Annotated in this window: 20 protein-coding genes; 9 read left to right on the forward strand and 11 right to left on the reverse strand. The window is 36.6% G+C overall.

Annotation, left to right across the window (positions count from 1 at the left end):
* Window positions 1-19 precede the first annotated feature (19 nt).
* The 5 genes from ACSVH9_RS10205 to ACSVH9_RS10225 all read left to right on the forward strand — a co-directional run bounded on the left by ACSVH9_RS10205 (window position 20) and on the right by ACSVH9_RS10225 (window position 4,250).
* Window positions 20-331: a DUF4286 family protein gene (locus tag ACSVH9_RS10205; protein ID WP_438063629.1), complete on the forward strand. Its 312-nt coding sequence runs from the start codon at window positions 20-22 to the stop codon at window positions 329-331.
* A 133-nt stretch (window positions 332-464) separates the two neighbouring features.
* Window positions 465-1,244 carry a 16S rRNA (adenine(1518)-N(6)/adenine(1519)-N(6))-dimethyltransferase RsmA gene (gene rsmA, locus ACSVH9_RS10210; protein ID WP_159689290.1) on the forward strand — a complete coding sequence of 260 codons (780 nt, stop codon included), beginning with the start codon at window positions 465-467 and terminating at the stop codon, window positions 1,242-1,244.
* On the forward strand, window positions 1,234-2,586 hold the full coding sequence (gene mgtE, locus ACSVH9_RS10215; protein ID WP_342691306.1) for a magnesium transporter: 1,353 nt from the start codon (window positions 1,234-1,236) through the stop codon (window positions 2,584-2,586). The genes rsmA and mgtE overlap by 11 nt, the downstream gene beginning before the upstream one ends.
* Before the next feature lie 43 nt (window positions 2,587-2,629).
* On the forward strand, window positions 2,630-3,406 hold the full coding sequence (gene proC, locus ACSVH9_RS10220) for a pyrroline-5-carboxylate reductase (protein ID WP_438063630.1): 777 nt from the start codon (window positions 2,630-2,632) through the stop codon (window positions 3,404-3,406).
* A gap of 205 nt (window positions 3,407-3,611) precedes the next feature.
* Window positions 3,612-4,250, forward strand: coding sequence for a hypothetical protein (locus ACSVH9_RS10225; RefSeq protein ID WP_298299179.1), 639 nt, complete (start codon window positions 3,612-3,614; stop codon window positions 4,248-4,250).
* A 23-nt stretch (window positions 4,251-4,273) separates the two neighbouring features.
* On the opposite strand, the gene nhaA is transcribed toward ACSVH9_RS10225, so the two are convergent.
* A complete protein-coding gene (gene nhaA / locus ACSVH9_RS10230) occupies window positions 4,274-5,449 on the reverse strand; it encodes a Na+/H+ antiporter NhaA (protein WP_438063631.1) in 1,176 nt (391 codons plus the stop codon).
* A gap of 115 nt (window positions 5,450-5,564) precedes the next feature.
* Here nhaA and ACSVH9_RS10235 point away from each other — a divergent pair, with 115 nt between their 5' ends.
* Window positions 5,565-6,512, forward strand: coding sequence for a 2-hydroxyacid dehydrogenase (locus ACSVH9_RS10235; protein WP_438063632.1), 948 nt, complete (start codon window positions 5,565-5,567; stop codon window positions 6,510-6,512).
* A 79-nt stretch (window positions 6,513-6,591) separates the two neighbouring features.
* Complete coding sequence (locus tag ACSVH9_RS10240) at window positions 6,592-6,867, forward strand: TM2 domain-containing protein (RefSeq protein ID WP_159689278.1); 276 nt, start codon at window positions 6,592-6,594, stop codon at window positions 6,865-6,867.
* Window positions 6,868-6,934: 67 nt separating this feature from the next.
* On the opposite strand, the gene ACSVH9_RS10245 is transcribed toward ACSVH9_RS10240, so the two are convergent.
* Together ACSVH9_RS10245 and ACSVH9_RS10250 are read right to left on the reverse strand one after the other, a co-directional pair.
* The gene (locus tag ACSVH9_RS10245) at window positions 6,935-7,543 is read right to left on the reverse strand and encodes a superoxide dismutase (RefSeq protein ID WP_438063633.1); all 609 of its coding nucleotides are present in this window, start codon (window positions 7,541-7,543) and stop codon (window positions 6,935-6,937) included.
* A gap of 171 nt (window positions 7,544-7,714) precedes the next feature.
* Window positions 7,715-8,398: a ComF family protein gene (locus ACSVH9_RS10250; protein WP_438063634.1), complete on the reverse strand. Its 684-nt coding sequence runs from the start codon at window positions 8,396-8,398 to the stop codon at window positions 7,715-7,717.
* 97 nt (window positions 8,399-8,495) lie between these two features.
* Here ACSVH9_RS10250 and ACSVH9_RS10255 point away from each other — a divergent pair, with 97 nt between their 5' ends.
* A complete protein-coding gene (locus tag ACSVH9_RS10255) occupies window positions 8,496-10,037 on the forward strand; it encodes a glycine--tRNA ligase (protein ID WP_159689264.1) in 1,542 nt (513 codons plus the stop codon).
* A 216-nt stretch (window positions 10,038-10,253) separates the two neighbouring features.
* Here ACSVH9_RS10255 and ACSVH9_RS10260 read toward each other — a convergent pair whose 3' ends face one another.
* The 8 genes from ACSVH9_RS10260 to hemB all read right to left on the reverse strand — a co-directional run bounded on the left by ACSVH9_RS10260 (window position 10,254) and on the right by hemB (window position 17,875).
* The gene (locus ACSVH9_RS10260; protein ID WP_438063635.1) at window positions 10,254-11,855 is read right to left on the reverse strand and encodes a fumarate hydratase; all 1,602 of its coding nucleotides are present in this window, start codon (window positions 11,853-11,855) and stop codon (window positions 10,254-10,256) included.
* 122 nt (window positions 11,856-11,977) lie between these two features.
* Entirely contained in the window at window positions 11,978-12,718 is a 741-nt protein-coding gene (locus ACSVH9_RS10265) for a hypothetical protein (RefSeq protein WP_438063636.1), read from the reverse strand.
* Between the two features lie 42 nt (window positions 12,719-12,760).
* Window positions 12,761-14,200: a nucleoside recognition domain-containing protein gene (locus tag ACSVH9_RS10270; protein ID WP_064715824.1), complete on the reverse strand. Its 1,440-nt coding sequence runs from the start codon at window positions 14,198-14,200 to the stop codon at window positions 12,761-12,763.
* A 3-nt stretch (window positions 14,201-14,203) separates the two neighbouring features.
* Window positions 14,204-14,638: a hypothetical protein gene (locus tag ACSVH9_RS10275; RefSeq protein WP_438063637.1), complete on the reverse strand. Its 435-nt coding sequence runs from the start codon at window positions 14,636-14,638 to the stop codon at window positions 14,204-14,206.
* 11 nt (window positions 14,639-14,649) lie between these two features.
* Entirely contained in the window at window positions 14,650-15,363 is a 714-nt protein-coding gene (locus ACSVH9_RS10280; RefSeq protein ID WP_438063638.1) for a 3'-5' exonuclease, read from the reverse strand.
* A gap of 113 nt (window positions 15,364-15,476) precedes the next feature.
* Complete coding sequence (locus tag ACSVH9_RS10285; protein ID WP_438063639.1) at window positions 15,477-15,947, reverse strand: methylated-DNA--[protein]-cysteine S-methyltransferase; 471 nt, start codon at window positions 15,945-15,947, stop codon at window positions 15,477-15,479.
* Window positions 15,948-16,471: 524 nt separating this feature from the next.
* Window positions 16,472-16,876: a c-type cytochrome gene (locus tag ACSVH9_RS10290; RefSeq protein ID WP_438063640.1), complete on the reverse strand. Its 405-nt coding sequence runs from the start codon at window positions 16,874-16,876 to the stop codon at window positions 16,472-16,474.
* Window positions 16,877-16,879: 3 nt separating this feature from the next.
* Window positions 16,880-17,875, reverse strand: a complete 996-nt coding sequence (gene hemB / locus ACSVH9_RS10295; protein ID WP_438063641.1) for a porphobilinogen synthase — start codon at window positions 17,873-17,875, stop codon at window positions 16,880-16,882.
* 192 nt (window positions 17,876-18,067) lie between these two features.
* Here hemB and ACSVH9_RS10300 point away from each other — a divergent pair, with 192 nt between their 5' ends.
* Window positions 18,068-18,700 (forward strand): hypothetical protein, encoded by a 633-nt coding sequence (locus ACSVH9_RS10300; protein ID WP_438063642.1) that lies wholly within the window; start codon window positions 18,068-18,070, stop codon window positions 18,698-18,700.
* The last annotated feature ends 4 nt before the right edge of the window (window positions 18,701-18,704 follow it).

Here is an 18,704-nt window from a genome sequence, read left to right on the forward strand (position 1 = left end):
TCTTAATACTTTTTAAACAATGATTATATACAACGTTACCATCAATATTCACGAAAGTGTACACGACAAATGGATGATTTGGATGCAGCACAAGCACATTCCAGAAATATTAGCAACAGGCAAATTTTCAAATGCAAGAATGGTTCGCGTTTTGGTCGAAGAAGAAATGGGAGGACTTACTTATTCTGTTCAATACACCACAGATAGCAGAGAAACATTGCAAAAATACTATCAAGAAGATGCGCCCGCTTTGCGTGAAGAAGGACTTAAATTATTCGGCGATAAAATGCTAGCATTCAGAACCGAATTAGAAGTGATTTCGGAGTATTAAAAACGATAGCTCCATTGGTGCCAATAATATTGTAACAACGGATTAAAATCCGCCAACAATGTTATAGAAAAAAGAATTTTAGAACGCATAAATACGCTAACGCCTTCCTGCCTTTGCGGTTAAAAAAATGATTATGGAAAAAGTAAAAGCCAAAAAACATCTCGGACAACACTTTCTAAAAGACGAAAGCATTGCCAAAGCCATTGCCGACACCTTGAGTTTAGAAGGCTACAACGATGTCTTAGAAATTGGACCAGGAATGGGTGTATTGACTAAGTATTTATTAGAAAAACCTATCGACACCTATGTTATAGAAATCGATACGGAATCGGTGGCTTATTTGGATGCCAATTATCCAAAATTAAAGGATAAAATCATATCTGAAGATTTCTTAAAATACAATATCAATTCCGTTTTCGAAGGGAAACAATTTGCTATTATTGGCAATTTTCCCTATAATATTTCAACGCAAATTGTATTCAGAACCTTAGAATTCAGAGACCAAATTCCTGAGTTTTCAGGTATGTTTCAGAAAGAAGTTGCCGAACGCATTTGCGAGAAAAAAGGAAGTAAAACCTACGGCATACTTTCGGTTTTGGCACAAGCATTCTACGATACCGAATATTTATTTACGGTTGACGAACACGTATTCAATCCGCCGCCAAAAGTAAAATCGGGTGTGATGCGTATGCGACGTAAAGAAAATTATACTTTACCTTGTAGCGAAAAACTCTTGTTTACCGTAGTTAAAACGGCCTTTCAACAGCGTAGAAAAACCTTGCGCAACAGTTTAAAAACCTTAAATTTGTCCGATAAACTAAGAGAAGACCCAGTATTTGATATTCGTCCAGAGCAATTAAGTGTTGAAGAATTTATTGCCTTGACCCAAAAAATAGAAGCCGATGGAGTTTAAAATCAGCAAAGAACTCATTCAAGAGTTAGAGCAACTCATTCAAAGCAAGAACGATGTAAAATTGGAATTGTTATTGAATGACATGCACCATGCTGATATTGCCGAAATTCTAGACGAACTAGAATTTGATGAAGCTACCTATATTTTTAAAGTTTTAGATAGCGAAAAAACAGCCGAAATCCTTCTAGAACTAGAAGACGATTTGAGAGAAAACATCTTGAGCCGTCTTTCCCCAAAAGAAATCGCTGAAGAGCTTGATGAATTAGAAACCAATGATGCTGCCGACATTATTGCCGAATTATCGCAAGACATCAAAGCCGAAGTAATCTCAGAATTGCAAGACGTTGAGCACGCCAAAGACATTGTCGAATTGTTGCGCTATGACGAAGATACTGCTGGGGGAATCATGCACAAAGAGTTAGTGAAAGTCAACGAAAACTGGAACGTACTCACTTGTGTCAAAGAAATGCGAATTCAAGCCGAAAATATTTCACGCGTACACTCCATTTATGTAGTAGATGATGACGGAAGACTCAAAGGACGTTTATCGCTCAAAGACTTATTAACCACTTCTACACGAACCGCAATCAGCGATGTGTACATAAGAAAATTGAATTTTGTAAACGTAGATACCGAAGATGTTGAGGTAGCACGTATCATGCAAAAATACGACTTAGAAGCCATTCCTGTAGTCGACGAATTAGGACGTTTAGTGGGTAGAATCACCATCGATGATATCGTAGACGTAATCAAGGACGAAGCCGACAAAGATTACCAGTTAGCAGCGGGTATCTCTCAAGACGTAGAGGCCGATGATAGCATTATGGAATTGACCAAAGCGCGTTTGCCTTGGTTGGTTTTGGCGCTATTAGGTGGATTTATCACCGTTCGCGTGCTTGGTTTGTTTGAAGGCGCCATGCTCGAACACGGAAAATTATTCTTTTTCACTCCATTAATCGCTGCGATGGCTGGAAATGTTGGGGTACAATCCTCAGCAATCATCGTTCAAGGTTTGGCAAATAATACCTTAAGTGGTTCGCTGTTTAATCGTTTGGTCAAAGAAATTTCACTAAGTCTTTTGAACGGATTAATCTTAGCCAGTATCTTGTTTTTGGGAAGCCATTTTCTGCTGAATGTAGAGGTAATTATTGGCGTAATTGTAACAATTGCATTGGTTTCCGTGATAATTATTGCCTCATTAATTGGTACTTTTATCCCGTTGTTATTGGACAAATTCGGTATTGACCCGGCATTAGCAACAGGGCCATTTATTACCACTAGTAACGACATTTGCGGAATTTTGATTTATTTTTCTATTGCCAAATTAGTGCTAGGATTCTAATTCAAACAGCAACAACCCAATTAACCAACCAAAAAACCAAACCATGAAAGTACACATCATCGGAGGAGGAAACCTTGGCGTTTCTATTGCCTTAGGTTTAGCCAAGTTTTCACAAGGACATCAAATCACCATAACACGACGCAACACGGCTAGTATTTTATATTTGCAAGAACTCGGAATCACCGTTGCTACAGACAATACTCTAGCTATTCAGGAAGCCGACTTGATTATCTTGACCATCAAGCCTTATCAAGTAGATACGGTATTGACTGAAATCCTTCCTGTAATTACAAACAAAACCATTGCCTCAGCCGTTAGTGGTTTATCTATCGAAAATTTACAAAACAAAATAGGCACTTCACACAGCGCTATCCGAATTATGCCCAACATCGCTGCTCAATTTGGAGCTTCAGCGACTTGTATCGCCTTCAACGAAAAAAACAAAGAAGCCGCTCAACCGGTAGTGCAATTGTTTCAAGACTTAGGAACCGCGCCAATTATCGACGAAAAATTGATGGATGCCGCCACCGTTTTGGCAGCCAGCGGAACGGCTTTTGCCCTACGTTACATTCGAGCGTCTATGCAAGCGGGTATTGAGATTGGATTCGATTGGCAAACTGCTTTGGCCATTTCAGCACAAACCGTAAAAGGTGCCGCTGAAATGCTCCTAGAAGAAAAAGGCCATCCAGAACAATTAATCGACCGCGTAACTACCCCACAAGGCTGTACCATCGCAGGACTCAACGAAATGGAAATGCACGGTTTCAGTTCCTCACTCATTCGAGGCATCAAAACGTCCTTAAAACAAATAAAAGGATAAATCATTTGGGCGTGCCACCCTAAAGCAAAGGGGCCAACTCATGCTAGTCGTGAGTCGGCCCCTTTCCTTTAGGCTGTCGGGCTATCCGCTCCGCAATGGCGGATTACTCCTATCCCTCACGCGGAAACCACCTTAATAGTCATCTTATTTTTAATTTTATTTTGAAAGAAAAATCTATATATTTGGATAACATAAATATCCTAAAATGATTAATTTTTTTTCCAATTGGTTTAATCAGTCTAAAAACGATAATTCATTACAATCAAATAAAACTATGAATAGTTCCCTGCTCAACAATATTCTTCTCAAATCTCAAGAAAATCGTGAATTGATTTCTATATGGCAATACAATTCAGATAGAAGTTCATTTGTAGGCTATGTTACAGAAATTAATGAAGAATATATTGGTTTTAGGCACTATACTCGATTTGGAAAACCTGATGGAATTGTATTTATAAAAGTTGCCAATATAAAAACTATCGATTTCAATGATGACTATACCAAAGTAATGGAATGTTTAATTGAATATTCATCAATAATAGACCAACCTTCAGATTTTGAAATCACACTAAATCATTCAGGATATTGGCAATTTGAGGCTGTAAAACAACTCTGCAATGTAAAAAATCAAATAAGCAGTTTTGAAGTAAATGGTTCAGAATATTTTACCGGTTTCGTAATTGATTTCTCCGAAGAGGATTTTATATTGCATTGTGTTGGTAAAAATGGAGAAGATTTAGGCAATGCAATTTTTAAGGTTGAAGATGTAACCGAAGTCCGTGTGAATGACATTGATGATAGAAGAAGATTATTATTATTTAACTGGCGTAAAGCGAGTTTGTAAAAACTATAAAAAAGAAAAAGCGGTTATGACACCGCTTTTTTCTTTTTAGTCTTCTTCTCTTTCAAATTGATTTTGAGCCAAATAAAACCAAGGGTTCCTGCCAAAAATGAAGCAATTAGAATCGCAATTTTAGAATAATTGATGATTTCTTCTCCATCTCCATCATTTTTAAAAGCCAATAAAGTGATAAAAATGGACATCGTAAATCCTATTCCTCCCAACATTCCTGCTCCAACAATATCTTTCCAACGCAGCTCTTTCGGCAAAGCACAAACGCCAAAAGTCACGGCCAAAAACGAAAACAGCCAAATGCCCAAAGGCTTCCCAATAACCAATCCTGCAATAATCCCAATGGTGTTTTCATGCAATAATCCTTCATGCCAATTGCTGTCGATAGCTATTCCTGTATTGGCAATGGCAAATAAAGGCAGAATAAAAAAGGCCACAGGATTGTGTAAAAAATGTTGCAAACGGTAAGAAGCACTTTGTGGTCCACCATCCCCAAACGGAATAACAAAGGCCAAAATAACGCCTGTAATTGTAGCATGAATTCCTGAATTCAACATAAAATACCACATTGCTATTCCACCTAACAAGTACGGAATCAAGTTGTGCACTTTTCGTCGGTTCAAAATAAATAGGAAACCCCAAATCGCTAATGCATAAAATAAGTTTAGAAAGGCAATAGAATCGGTATAAAACACAGCGATTACGATAATGGCTCCCAAATCGTCAATAACCGCTAATGCCGTTAAAAATATTTTTAATGAAGCAGGCACCCGATTCCCCAACAAAGACAAAATTCCAATCGCAAAAGCAATATCTGTAGCCATAGGAATACCCGCTCCGTTTTGGGTTATCGTTCCAAAATTTAGCGCTAAAAAAATTCCAGCAGGAACAATCATTCCGCCCAATGCTCCAAAAATAGGTAAAGCCGCATTTTTGATATTGGCCAATTCACCATCATATATTTCACGCTCTAACTCTAATCCAATCATTAAAAAGAAAATGGCCATCAAGCCGTCATTAATCCAATCGGTGATTGTATGGTGTCCTAATGGAGTTTTCCAAAAGGCAATATAGTCAGTTTGTATGCTCGAATTGGCTAGATATAAAGAGAGTACTGTTACAAATAGAAGTAATAATCCTCCAGCTTTTTCACTTTCAAAGAAGGCTTTAAATGTTTTCGTCAATTTCATTGCTTGTAATGTGTTTTTATACTTATGGCTAATTTAAGCATTTTTAAAGGAACTACTTTCCAGAAAGTAAAAACCGTATTTTTTTCGTTAATTTGAAGGATAAAAAATAGTAGTTATGGACATCAAAATCCTTCATATAGACAGCAACAATCCTTTGCTGTGGGAACAATTACAAGAAGCGGGTTTTCACAACGAAGCCGACTTTACTTCTTCTAAAGAAGCCGTTGAAGATAAAATTAAAGACTATCATGGTATCGTGATTCGCAGCCGATTCAAAATTGATAAAAATTTCATCGACAAAGCCACCAATTTACAGTTTATTGCTCGAGTGGGTGCTGGTCTCGAAAGCATCGATTGTGATTATGCATTGGCAAAAAACATTGCACTAATAGCCGCTCCAGAAGGCAATCGAAATGCGGTGGCAGAGCATTCTTTAGGAATGATTTTGTCGCTTTTTAACAAACTCAACCAAGCTGATAACGAAATTAGAAAAGGGCAATGGAATAGAGAAAGTAATCGCGGTCATGAATTAGACGGAAAGACTGTTGGGATTATTGGCTACGGAAATATGGGAAAAGCTTTTGCCAAAAAACTGCGAGGGTTTGATGCTGAAGTGCTTTGTCACGATATTTTACCCAATGTAAGTGATGCCAACGCCAAACAAGTCACACTAGAAGAATTACAACAAAAAGCCGATGTACTAAGTCTGCATATTCCATGGACACCTGAAACGGATAAAATGGTGAATGCTGATTTTATAGCATCGTTTTCCAAACCTTTTTGGTTAATTAACACCTCAAGAGGCAAAAATGTAGTTACTGCCGATTTAGTTCAAGCGCTAGAATCTGGAAAAATTTTGGGTGCAGGATTGGATGTTTTGGAGTATGAGAAATTGTCTTTTGAAACTTTATTCCAAGACAAAAACACGCCCGAAGCTTTTGATTATTTACTAAAAAGTCCAAAAGTTTTGCTTTCGCCACACATTGCTGGCTGGACCTTCGAGAGTCATGAACGACTGGCTCAAGTGATTGTGGATAAAATAAAGGCACTTTATAGTAAATGATAATCTATTGGTTATAAAAAATATGTAACTTTTTTTATAGATTTACAACTAACTAAATCAATAACCAAATTTAACCATCATGGAAGAAACGAAACACGAAGCATGGAATACCCCTTATCCTAAAGCACAACCAGAAAACAAAAAAATTATTGCTGGAGTTTTAGCAATCGTTCTTGGGGGATTAGGAATTCATAAATTTATTCTAGGTTACACTCAAGAAGGAATCATACAACTGCTAATTGGATTATGTGGAATTGGATACATAATCGGAATAATTGAAGGAATTATCTATTTGACCAAATCGGACGAAGAGTTTTATCAAACGTACCAAGTGGGCAAAAAGGGTTGGTTTTAAAAAACCGTTTCAAAATAAAAAAGGCTGTCTAGAGAATTAGACAGCCTTTTTATTATAGTAACTTATATTATTTTTCTAAAACGTAACGTCTTGTTACTTCAGTCCAATTGATTACATTGAAAAAAGCTTCGATATAATCTGGTCTTCTGTTTTGGTAGTGCAAGTAGTAAGCATGTTCCCAAACGTCCATTCCTAAGATTGGAGTTCCTCCACAACCTACACCTGGCATTAATGGATTATCTTGGTTTGGTGTACCACAAACTTCTAATTTACCACCTTTTTGAACGCACAACCAAGCCCATCCTGACCCAAATTGTGTAGCTCCAGCTTTAGCAAACTTAGCTTTGAATTCTTCAAATGTACCGAAAGAAGCTTCGATAGCATCAAGCAATTCGCCTGTTGGTTGTCCACCTCCATTTGGAGACATTACAGTCCAAAACAAATTGTGGTTGTAATATCCACCTCCGTTGTTACGAACAGCAGCATTAGTTTTATCTAAATTAATTAAAATGTTTTCGATTGTTTTGCCTTCCATATCCGTTCCTGCAATCGCTGCATTCAGGTTAGTTGTATAGGCATTATGATGTTTAGAATGGTGAATTTCCATTGTTCTAGCATCAATATGTGGTTCTAATGCATCGTATGCATAAGGTAATTGTGGTAATTCAAATGCCATGATATCGTAATTTAATTGATTTATAAAATTTATCCAAATTTATACAATTAACTTTATACTTTAAAAAACATTTTTGTTATAATTCCTATTTTGTTTTTGAAATCCTTATTTTTTGATGGTATAAATGTAATATGCTCATTTTTAGATTTCAATTTCGATGAAAATATAATTTTAGGAATGCGCCATAGCCATACAAACAATGCTGATTTTGGCTCCTGGAATTTCCAAAAGTGCTCTAGAACAAGCCTCTAGCGTGGCGCCAGTAGTTAAAACATCATCTAATAATAGAAAATGTTTGTTATGCTCTTCTTCTGAAAATTGAACCTCAAAAACACTATGTATTCCTTCGGTTCTTCCCAATAGATTTTTTTTGGATTGGGTTTTCGAATCAATTTTCCGAAGTAAAACCTCTTTTTGGACAGGAATGTTCAATTCGTTTGATAAAGCTTCTGCAAAAGTGTCTACTTGATTGTACCCTCTTTTTCTCCATCTCTTTTTATGAATTGGAACGGGTATGATTGCATCTACATTTTTTAGAGCCAGATTATTTTTTAAATCTTCAGCATACCAATGACCTAGTTGTGTTCCAATTTCTTGATGCCCTCGGTATTTTAAATTATGAATTAATTCTTGCACCATTCCTTTTTTATGAAAATACAAAAAAGCAGAAGCATGAATTACAGGAATCCTGCCATAAAACTTCTTGAAAGCTTCATTCTCTGTATGAATATGATGATTTGTTTGTGGCAAATTGTGCCTGCACTTTGTACAAATTACTGTTTCATTTGTCAATAAAAAAGAGTGACATCCAGAACAAACAGGTGGAAAAAATAAATTCACAAGGTTTTTGAGCATCTAATCCAAATTTTATTGATAAAAATAAGCAAATCAATGCTTCAAACTTTTGCTTTTTTGTTTTTTTTAAATCCACTTTTTATATTTTTGCATCACTATGGCAAAACAAGAAGATTTATTTAAGAATGTAGTTTCGCACGCAAAAGAGTATGGATTTATTTTTCCGTCAAGCGAAATATACGATGGTTTAAGTGCAGTATATGATTATGCACAAAACGGTGTAGAATTAAAAAAGAACATACGCGAATATTGGTGGAAATCGATGGTACAAATGAACGAGAACATTGTAGGTCTCGACGCTGCCATTTTGATGCATCCAACCACTTGGAAGGCTTCAGGCCACGTTGATGCTTTTAATGACCCATTGATTGACAACAAAGATTCTAAAAGAAGATACCGTGCCGATGTTTTGATTGAAGATTATGCCGAAAAACTAAATATTAAGGCTAAAAAAGAAATCGAAAAGGCAAAAGTTCGTTTTGGAGAAGCTTTCAATGAGCAAGAATTTATTACGACCAATCCAAGAGTAGTAGAATATTTAGCCAAAGAAAGAGAAATTCTTGAAAGAATGGGACGTTCTTTGGGTAATGGTGATTTAGAGGATGTAAAAGCTTTAATCGAAGAATTAGAAATTGCGTGTCCAGAATCAGGTTCTCGTAATTGGACTGAAGTGCGTCAATTCAACTTGATGTTTGGTACCAAATTAGGTGCTTCTGCTGATACAGCAATGGATTTATATTTGCGTCCAGAAACAGCACAAGGAATTTTTGTGAATTTCTTGAATGTTCAAAAATCAGGTAGAATGAAAGTTCCTTTTGGAATTGCTCAAACTGGAAAAGCCTTCAGAAACGAAATCGTAGCGAGACAATTCATCTTCCGTATGCGTGAATTTGAACAAATGGAAATGCAATTTTTTGTACGTCCAGGAGAAGAAATGCAATGGTACGAACACTGGAAAGCTACTCGTTTGAAATGGCATTTATCGCTTGGTTTAGGAGCAGAAAGATACCGTTTTCATGACCACGAAAAATTAGCGCATTATGCCAATGCTGCTGCCGATATCGAGTTTGAATTCCCTTTTGGTTTCAAAGAATTGGAAGGAATTCACTCAAGAACCGATTTCGATTTGAAAGCACACGAAGAATATTCAGGTAGAAAACTACAATATTTTGATGCCGAATTGAATCAAAATTATGTTCCTTACGTAGTTGAAACTTCAGTTGGTTTGGACAGAATGTTCTTGGCGGTTTTTGCTACTTCTTTAAAAGAAGAAACGCTAGAAGACGGTTCAACAAGAACAGTACTAAAGTTACCAGCTGTTTTAGCACCAACTAAAGCGGCTATTTTACCTTTAGTGAAAAAAGACGGTTTACCAGAAATTGCTAAGCAAATCATTGAAGATTTGCGTTGGGATTTCAACGTGTCTTACGATGAGAAAGATGCAGTAGGAAGACGTTATAGAAGACAAGATGCCTTAGGAACACCTTTCTGTATCACTGTTGACCATCAAACCGCAGAAGACCAAACGGTAACCATTCGTCATAGAGACACGATGAAACAAGACCGCGTTGCTATTGCCGATTTAAAAGCCATCATCGAAAATGAAGTATCGATGAAAAACTGGTTGATGAAAATGTAATACTTTAATTGTCATAAACAGACAATATTTAATCTATATCCAAACAGTTGCAAGTCCATACTTGCAACTGTTTTTGTTTGGTACATTACCCAATAAATACCTCTTTTGAAATACTCCAATAAAAAAACCACCTATTCAAAAATAATACATTTGTGAATTGGTGGTTAAATATTAGTTACTACCAATCTTCAAGACTTTACGTCTTCGCATCAAAAACTAAAGATTGGCAAAAAAATCATTTCCTTTATCATCTGTAATAATAAATGCAGGGAAATCTTTGATGGTGATTTTACGAACGGCTTCCATACCTAATTCTTCAAAATCCACTACCTCAACAGAAAGAATATTCTCTTTTGCCAAAATAGCTGCTGGTCCACCAATAGAACCCAAATAGAATCCTCCATAGGTTTTACAAGCGTTCATTACGTCTTTGGTTCGGTTACCTTTGGCTAACATCACCATACTTCCGCCATTTTTTTGGAACTCCTCAACGTACACGTCCATACGACCTGCAGTTGTTGGTCCAAAACTTCCTGAAGGCATTCCTTCTGGTGTTTTAGCTGGTCCAGCATAATAAATAGGGTGATTTTTAAAGTATTCTGGCATCGGTTTTCCTGCATCTAACAACTCTTTGATTTTGGCATGTGCAATATCGCGAGCTACAATCAAGGTACCGTTTAGTTTTAATCGTGTTTTGATAGGATATTTAGACAACTCCGCCAAAATTTCTGGCATAGGCTTGTTCAAATCAATCTCGACAGCCGCTTCCAAATGAGGAGGTGTTTCTGGCAACAATCGTTTTGGATTTACTTCCAATTGTTCTACAAAAATACCGTCTTTCGTAATTTTTCCTTTGATGTTTCTATCCGCAGAACAAGAAACTCCTAATCCCACTGGACAAGAAGCAGCGTGACGTGGTAAACGAATTACACGAACATCGTGTGTGAAATATTTACCTCCAAATTGCGCTCCAATTTGGCTTTCTTGGCAAATAATTTGTACTCTCTTTTCCCACTCCAAATCACGGAAAGCTTGTCCTGCCATGTTTCCAGAAGTAGGCAAATGGTCAAAATAACCTGCGGAAGCTTTTTTTACAGCGGCTAAATTAGCTTCGGCAGAAGTTCCTCCAATCACCAAAGCCAAGTGGTATGGTGGACAAGCAGATGTACCTAAATCCATAATCTTAGCACGAATAAAAGCATCTAACGATTTTTCATTTAATAATGACTTCGTTTGTTGGTATAAATAGGTTTTATTGGCTGACCCTCCACCTTTGGCTAAAAATAAAAATTCATAAGAAGCACCTTTTTTGGCATAAATATCAATTTGAGCCGGAAGGTTAGATCCTGAATTTTTTTCTTCAAACATGCTAATTGGCACAATTTGAGAATAACGGAGGTTCTTTTCTTGGTAAGTATTAAAAATTCCTCTAGACAAATACTCTGCATCATCAACGCCGGTGTATACATTTTCTCCTTTTTTGGCCATCACAATTGCCGTTCCCGTATCTTGACAAGAAGGCAATTCTCCATCGATAGCTACTACGGCATTTTGCAATAAATTATACGCTACAAAACGATCATTGTCGGTCGCTTCTGGGTCATCCAAAATGGCTCTTAATTTTTCTAAATGCGAAGTACGTAGCATAAAAGAAACGTCTCTCATAGCTTCTTGCGCCAATAATTCTAACCCTTTTGGGTCGATGGTTAAAATCTCACGTTCGCCTAATTGCTCGACTTTTACAAAGTCTGAAGTAATTTTTCGGTATTGGGTTTCGTCTTTTAAAATAGGATAAGGATCCTGGTATATAAAGTCCATATTGTATTGTTTTTTTATGAAAGGTAAAGATAAGAATTGTTGAAAGAATGAAAATCCATTTCTAATAACTTATCCTTTAGAATTGGTATAAATTAGCCCCAAAACATACAAATATGAAAGACTTATTCGTTTTTGTGGTATTCATTAAAAGTCATCTCCTTTTTAAAATAAGGCAAATTCTTAGTTGTGATCAGTTGCTTTCTCCACTGATTATTTTTTAGTCTAAAAACGGTTGAATCACTATACGATAAAATGCCTTTTTCCTCTTCTTCTGTAGCATCATCAGATGGTTCAAAAGATACAGTTTTACAATAAAAGGATTGGGGTTCTGCTGTTTTCTCTGGATTATGAATTTCAACCCAGCTCCCCCAACCACTATCAAAAACAGATTCCCATTGGTGTACTAATTGTAGTTGGTGTTTTTTTATAAAAAATAAAAAGTTTTGCTGAGCATAGCCACAAGCGGGATATCCAATACGAATTGTGACAAAGGGAGATTGTTTACTAGTTGCATCGCTCAAGCCCAAAGATCCACTCCATTCAGAACCATTAGTATAGTTGGGAATTATGATTTTTGAAGAAGCAATCTGTTTTTTATCTTTATAAAAATCAAGACGATAACTCATCGTAAGTAAGCTATCCTTATCCATTTTTTTATCCAATAGATGCGCAAGGACAAAAAAAATTGGATTTAATTCTCCTGAATCATATACAAAAACGGTATCCGTCTTTAGTATCTTATCCGTTGTTCTTCCAGCAATTAATTTTGGTTTTTCTTGAATTGAAGTTTCGGGTTTACTTATTCCTTTTTGTTTTTGACAACTGATAAAAAAAACAAATAAAATGAACAGTACAATTCTCATAATAATATAGATTTAGGGGAAATTAGCTATTGATTCTTTATACTAAAAAAACCAGCTAGCTACGAAAATAGCCGTAATTACACAAATCACGTCTACCAACAACATTGTTCCTAAAGCATAACGAGTATTTTTGATATTTACCGAACCAAAATAAACGGCAATCACATAAAAAGTACTTTCGGCGCTGCATTGAAAAATACTACTAAGTCTTCCGGTCATCGAATCGGCTCCAAAAGTATTCATGGAATCAATCAAAAAGCCGCGTGATCCTGCCGAGCTAAACGGTCTAAGCAAGGCTACTGGCAATGCATCGGTGATTTGTTTGTTAACTCCCATATTAGAAAATGCAAAAGCGACCCAATTGCTCACAATTTCGAATAAACCACTATTTCGGAACAAAGAAATAGCGACCAACATACCCAAAACATAGGGAAAAATCGTTACTCCTGTTTTCACTCCATTATTGGCTCCCGTTACAAACGCTTCGTAAACTGTGGTGCCTGCCTCTGTAAATTTCTTTTCTTTTACAAAAGATAGAATCAGCGTAAAAGCAATAATGGCCACTAATATCAAAGCTGAAAGATTAGAAGTAAAATAATTTTTACCTATTAAATCCAAGTGATTCACATACATCAATAAACCTACGATAGCGGCAATTAAAACCATTAATCCTAGCACTAATGAAGCGCTTTTAAAATTGATTTTTTGTTTTACCCCCACAATCAAGAACGCCGCTATGGTTCCGATGAAAGAAGTAATAATACAAGGCAACATTACATCGGCTGGATTACTAGCACCTGCTGCAGCACGATAACCAATGATAGAAGTAGCAATCAAAGTAAGTCCCGAAGCATGCAGACACATGAACATGATCTGCGCATCACTGGCTTTATCTTTTTCGGGATTGATGGTTTGCAAGCTTTCCATAGCTTTTAATCCAAATGGCGTAGCTGCCGAATCTAACCCTAAGAAATTTGCAGCAAAATTCAAGGTCATATAGGAAATTGAAGGGTGATTTTTAGGAATACTAGGAAATACTTTTACGAACACTGGGCTCAATACTTTCGCTAGTTTTTCGGAAGCCCCTGAAATGATTAATAATTCCATCAGTCCACAGAAAAAAGCTAGGTAAGCCATCAATGGCAAGATCAAATCGAGCAACGTACTTTTACATGTTGGCAAAAGCCCATCAGATTTTTGAACACCGCTAAATACTTTTACCACTTTGTTTTTATACACATAAGTAGTGTCGGCGTTTAGGGTATCTCGGTTGATGACCATAGTTTGGTCGGGTGCCTTTTTAAGACTGTCTTTGATAAAAACAGGCATTTGTTCAAGATAGTGTTCCGATAGTAAAATAGGATCATCTTTTTTGCCATTCAAAACATGATCTATAGTATAACTATTACCCGAAAACAAACTCACTACTACAAAAAGGATGGAAGAAATAAATATCACCAACCAAAATCTACTCAATACCATAATTTATAATTTTTGTAAATGTAATATTTTGTTTTTTGATAAAATAGTAAGAACCAAAAGAACACTTTGTTGAAGAAAAATTATGTAATAACCATAACCTAAACTATCATAGGAATTGTAAAGAGAAATAATCATCAATCCTAGTGTTAAAACAATCAACAACAAACTAATTTTTTTTCTATTATAAAAAAGTAATAAAGGCGTAAGCACCAGTGAAAAAATTACTAGAATAAACGCTAAAAATTCAAAAACATCTAAAAAAGTAATAGATTGGAAAGTAAAAAAATCAACCAAATACTTAATAAAAGGATCATAATAATAGTCCGTAAAACCACCTCCATCCAAAGCACAACCGATGATTATAACTTTATTAAAAGGTAGAAATAATGAAATAAATCCAACAAGGCTAAAAATTAAAAAAAAAGCTTTTTTATACATTTAGAGTTAATTTACACATGAATAATCTCTTCATCAATCAGCAAATCTTCTCTGCGAAGACGAAGGAAAATCTGTGCCACGGCAATAGTATCTTTTTCGCAATAGGTCACGATGCGATCGATGTCTTTCTCAACATAAAAAACATGTCCGACTTGGCTGCCGTCGATATCGCCTTTGGAAGAAGGAATTCCAAGTACTTTACAAAGTAACTTCAAGGAAGTAAAATGCTTATAATCGCCAAATTTCCATAATTCTAAGGTGTCCAGATGTGGAATCTCCCAAGGTTTTTTGCCAAATAAATTGAGTTTATCAGGAATAGGCATTTGGTTGATGATCATTCGGCGGGCTAAAAACGGAATGTCAAATTCTTTGGCATTATGACCACATAACAGCTGCTGCGGCTGATTAAAATGATTGTTGATTAGATTACTGAAATCCTTCAATAACTGTTTTTCTTCTCCAAAAAAAGAGGTCACTCTAAAATTACGAATGTCCCCTTTAATGATAAAATAACCTACCGAAATACACACAATTTTTCCAAACTCGGCCCAAATTCCAGCGCGATCATAAAATTCTTCAGGTGTAAAATCGTCTTTGCGTTGGTATAGTGTTTTTTGGTCCCAAAGCGCTTTCAGATCATCATCCAAAGTATTGAAGTTTTCTACTTCGGGAACGGTTTCTATGTCTAGAAAAAGAATGTTATTGAGGTTTATTTTTTCGATCATGAATTAAATTTTAAACACGAATTGCACGAATTTTCACTAACTATTGAAGTCCTAAATTTAGGTAATTTTGTAATCTGAGTCGTCAAATTTTGTAAAAAATAGTTACGCTTTTCTTAAAACAAACATTGTTGCGCCGTTGGATTTTCGTGTTCGAGCAGCCACTTTTTGCGCCATAATCCGCCAGCATAGCCAGTTAGTGAACCATCAGTGCCAATGACTCTGTGGCAGGGCACTACGATCCATAACGGATTTTTTCCGTTGGCCGAAGCAACTGCTCGAATGGCTTTGACATCGCCCAATTTTTTTGACAAATCCATATAACTACAGGTTTTTCCGTACGGAATTTCGAGTAGGGCTTGCCACACTTTTTGTTGAAATTCGGTTCCTTTGGGATTAAGTTTGAAATCAAAATGGGTGCGATTGCCTTGAAAATAGTCGTTAAGTTGGGTAACGGCTTCCTGCAAAACGGATGGAATTTCAACAGAAACCTCTCCCTCATCGATAACGGAAATTTGAGCAATGCCGTTTGCATCGCCTGTAATTTGGGCAATTCCTAGTGGTGTATTGATAGCAACGGTTTCCATAAGTTGGTGTGAATTGAACCGCAAAGTACTAAAAGTTTTTGGATGAATGGCGGTGCTTGAACCACGGATTGAACAGATGAAACGGATTTTAAAAATAACTTAAATGACCTTAAATGGTTGAAAAAGTTAACCGCAAGGGGCGCAAAGATTTACGCAAGGAGCACAAAGAATAACTTAAATGAACTTTTATGGTTTAAGAAAAAAGTAACCGCAAATTTTCGCAAATTGTTTTTGGTCAAAATTGCAGTGATTGAGCCACTGATTGAACTGATAAAACGGATTTTAAAAAACTTAAATGACCTTATATGCCTTAAATGGTTTTAAAATTTACAGTACTAAACTGAATTCAAAAAAAAAGAACCATTCGTTTGTACAAATGGTTCTTGTGTGGTGTAGCCCTGATCGTAACGGCATCCTTTGCCGCCGGGGTTCGGCGGGAAAGATATAGTGTAGAGCAGGACTCGAGCGAAGCGAACTGACGAAGTAAATAGCTCCTAATTCTTCGACTTAGCCTAGGATTATCCTTATTTCAAATTGGAATAGATATAGGCTTCTAATCCTTTTAATTCTTCTTCGGACATGGTTTTGGTGATGGCGAAATTGGCCTTCATAATGTCGTATTGACTTGGGTCCATGATGGGTTTTGCTTCTTCTTTGAGGAAGGCAACTAGGTCTCCGTTTTTCTCTTTGTACGTTTTGGCAATGTCTTGCAAGCTTGGACCAATAAGTTTGGTGTCTACTTTATGACAGGCAATACAAGCTCCTTTGGTTTCAAAAAGTTCTTTGCCTAATGCCTCGGGCGTTACGGCTGTTTCGGTTTTTACCTCGGTTGCTGCATCGGTTGTTGTTGGAGTGCCAAAGGGCTCAGCGCTTTCTTTTTTGCAAGAACTTAGGGCTAAAGCTATTGCAATGATTACTAATTTTTTCATGTTTTATTGATTTAAAAGTATCGCAGCTTCTTTGGCAAAATAAGTCGAGATTAAACTCGCTCCAGCTCGCTTGATACACATTAATTGTTCCATCATAATTTTGTCATGATCGAGCCAACCTCTCTCTGCTGCGGCTTTAATCATAGCATATTCGCCCGAAACATGGAAAACTGTAACGGGTACATTCACGGCATTTTTAACCTCACGCACGATATCCAAATAGGCAATTCCGGGTTTTACCATTACCATATCGGCGCCTTCTTCCACATCCGACAAGGCCTCTTTGATGGCTTCTATGCGATTGGCATAATCCATTTGGTAGGTTTTTTTGTCTTTGGGTACTTCGATTTCGGCTTCTCTTGGGGCACTGTCTAGCGCATCGCGAAACGGGCCATAAAATGCCGAAGCATACTTGGCCGAATAACTCATAATCCCCACGTGATGATAGCCTGCGGCATCCAATCCTTGACGCAAACGCAATACGCGTCCATCCATCATATCGCTTGGTGCTACAAAATCGGCTCCTGCCTCCGCGTGTGAAACGGCCATTTTTACCAAAGCGTCGTTGGTCGAGTCATTTTCTACATCGCCATTGGCAATAATTCCATCGTGACCATAAATAGAATAAGGGTCTAAAGCCACATCGGGCATGACAATCATTTCTGGGCAAGCCGCTTTGATGGCACGAATGGCTTGTTGCATTAATCCGTTGGGATTCCAAGCCTCTTTACCGGTATTGTCTTTTAGCGTTTCGCTAACTTTTACATAAATATTGACCGCACGAATGCCTAATGCATAAATTTCTTTGACCTCAGTAACTGTTAAATCAATCGAACGGCGGTAGATTCCAGGCATAGAAGGAATTTCGACTTTTACATTTTCGCCCTCTGCTATAAACATAGGAAACATAAAATCGGTAGGACTTAAAGTGGTTTCTCTAACTAAGCTTCGGATGGATTCGTTCACTCTTAAGCGACGGTTTCTGTGTAGTGGAAACATGTAGGTGTATTTTATATTTGATACCAATTCAACCTTATGAATCGGAACCGTAAAAATAAGGAAAATAGGCGAAAAGAAAGAATCCTAAGACACTATAAATAGCGCTTTTTTTCACCTTTCAGGACGTGAATTTGTCCAATTTATTTTAATAAAACACACCATAGCTCTATTTATTTCGTCTAAATTTGCAAAATGAAGAAAATTCTTGTTTTATGTTGCTGTTGGCTCTTAACTAGTTGTTTTGAAATTACAGAAAAAATAAAACACCACGACAATCAAAGTGGTGACTATACGCTTATTGTAGATTTTTCTAAATCTTGGTTCAAAACCAAATCGGCTATGTGGTTAGAAGAAGTCGATGGTGTCAAAATTCCAGATGAAGAGGAGATTACCCAAAAATTACTCGACTTTAAACGAACGGCTTCAAAAATTGAAGGGATTACTAACCTAAGCACGAAAACTGACTTTGAACACTATATTTTTACAATTCAATTCACTTACCAAAATCTCAAAGCCTTGAATGCAGTGGTGAATGTGATTAATAAACAAAAAAACCAAGTACATTTCAACAGCAATGGCAAAACCTTCGAGCGAATAGCTTCTTATCCTGTTCCTGAAAAACTGGTAAAAGACCCCAAAAAGAAGACCGACTTAGAACAAGCCAATATTATCGCCGTTTACACTTTTGACAAAGACATAACAGGCGCAACAAACGGCAATAGTAAAATTGCCAAAAACAAAAAAACCATTTTCTTGAAACAAAGCATGTACAACGTACTCAAGAAATCTTCATTAATGAACAATACTATTCAACTCAATCCCTAAATCT

It is taken from the genome of Flavobacterium sp. RSSB_23 (assembly GCF_051547145.1).
GTDB lineage: Bacteria > Bacteroidota > Bacteroidia > Flavobacteriales > Flavobacteriaceae > Flavobacterium.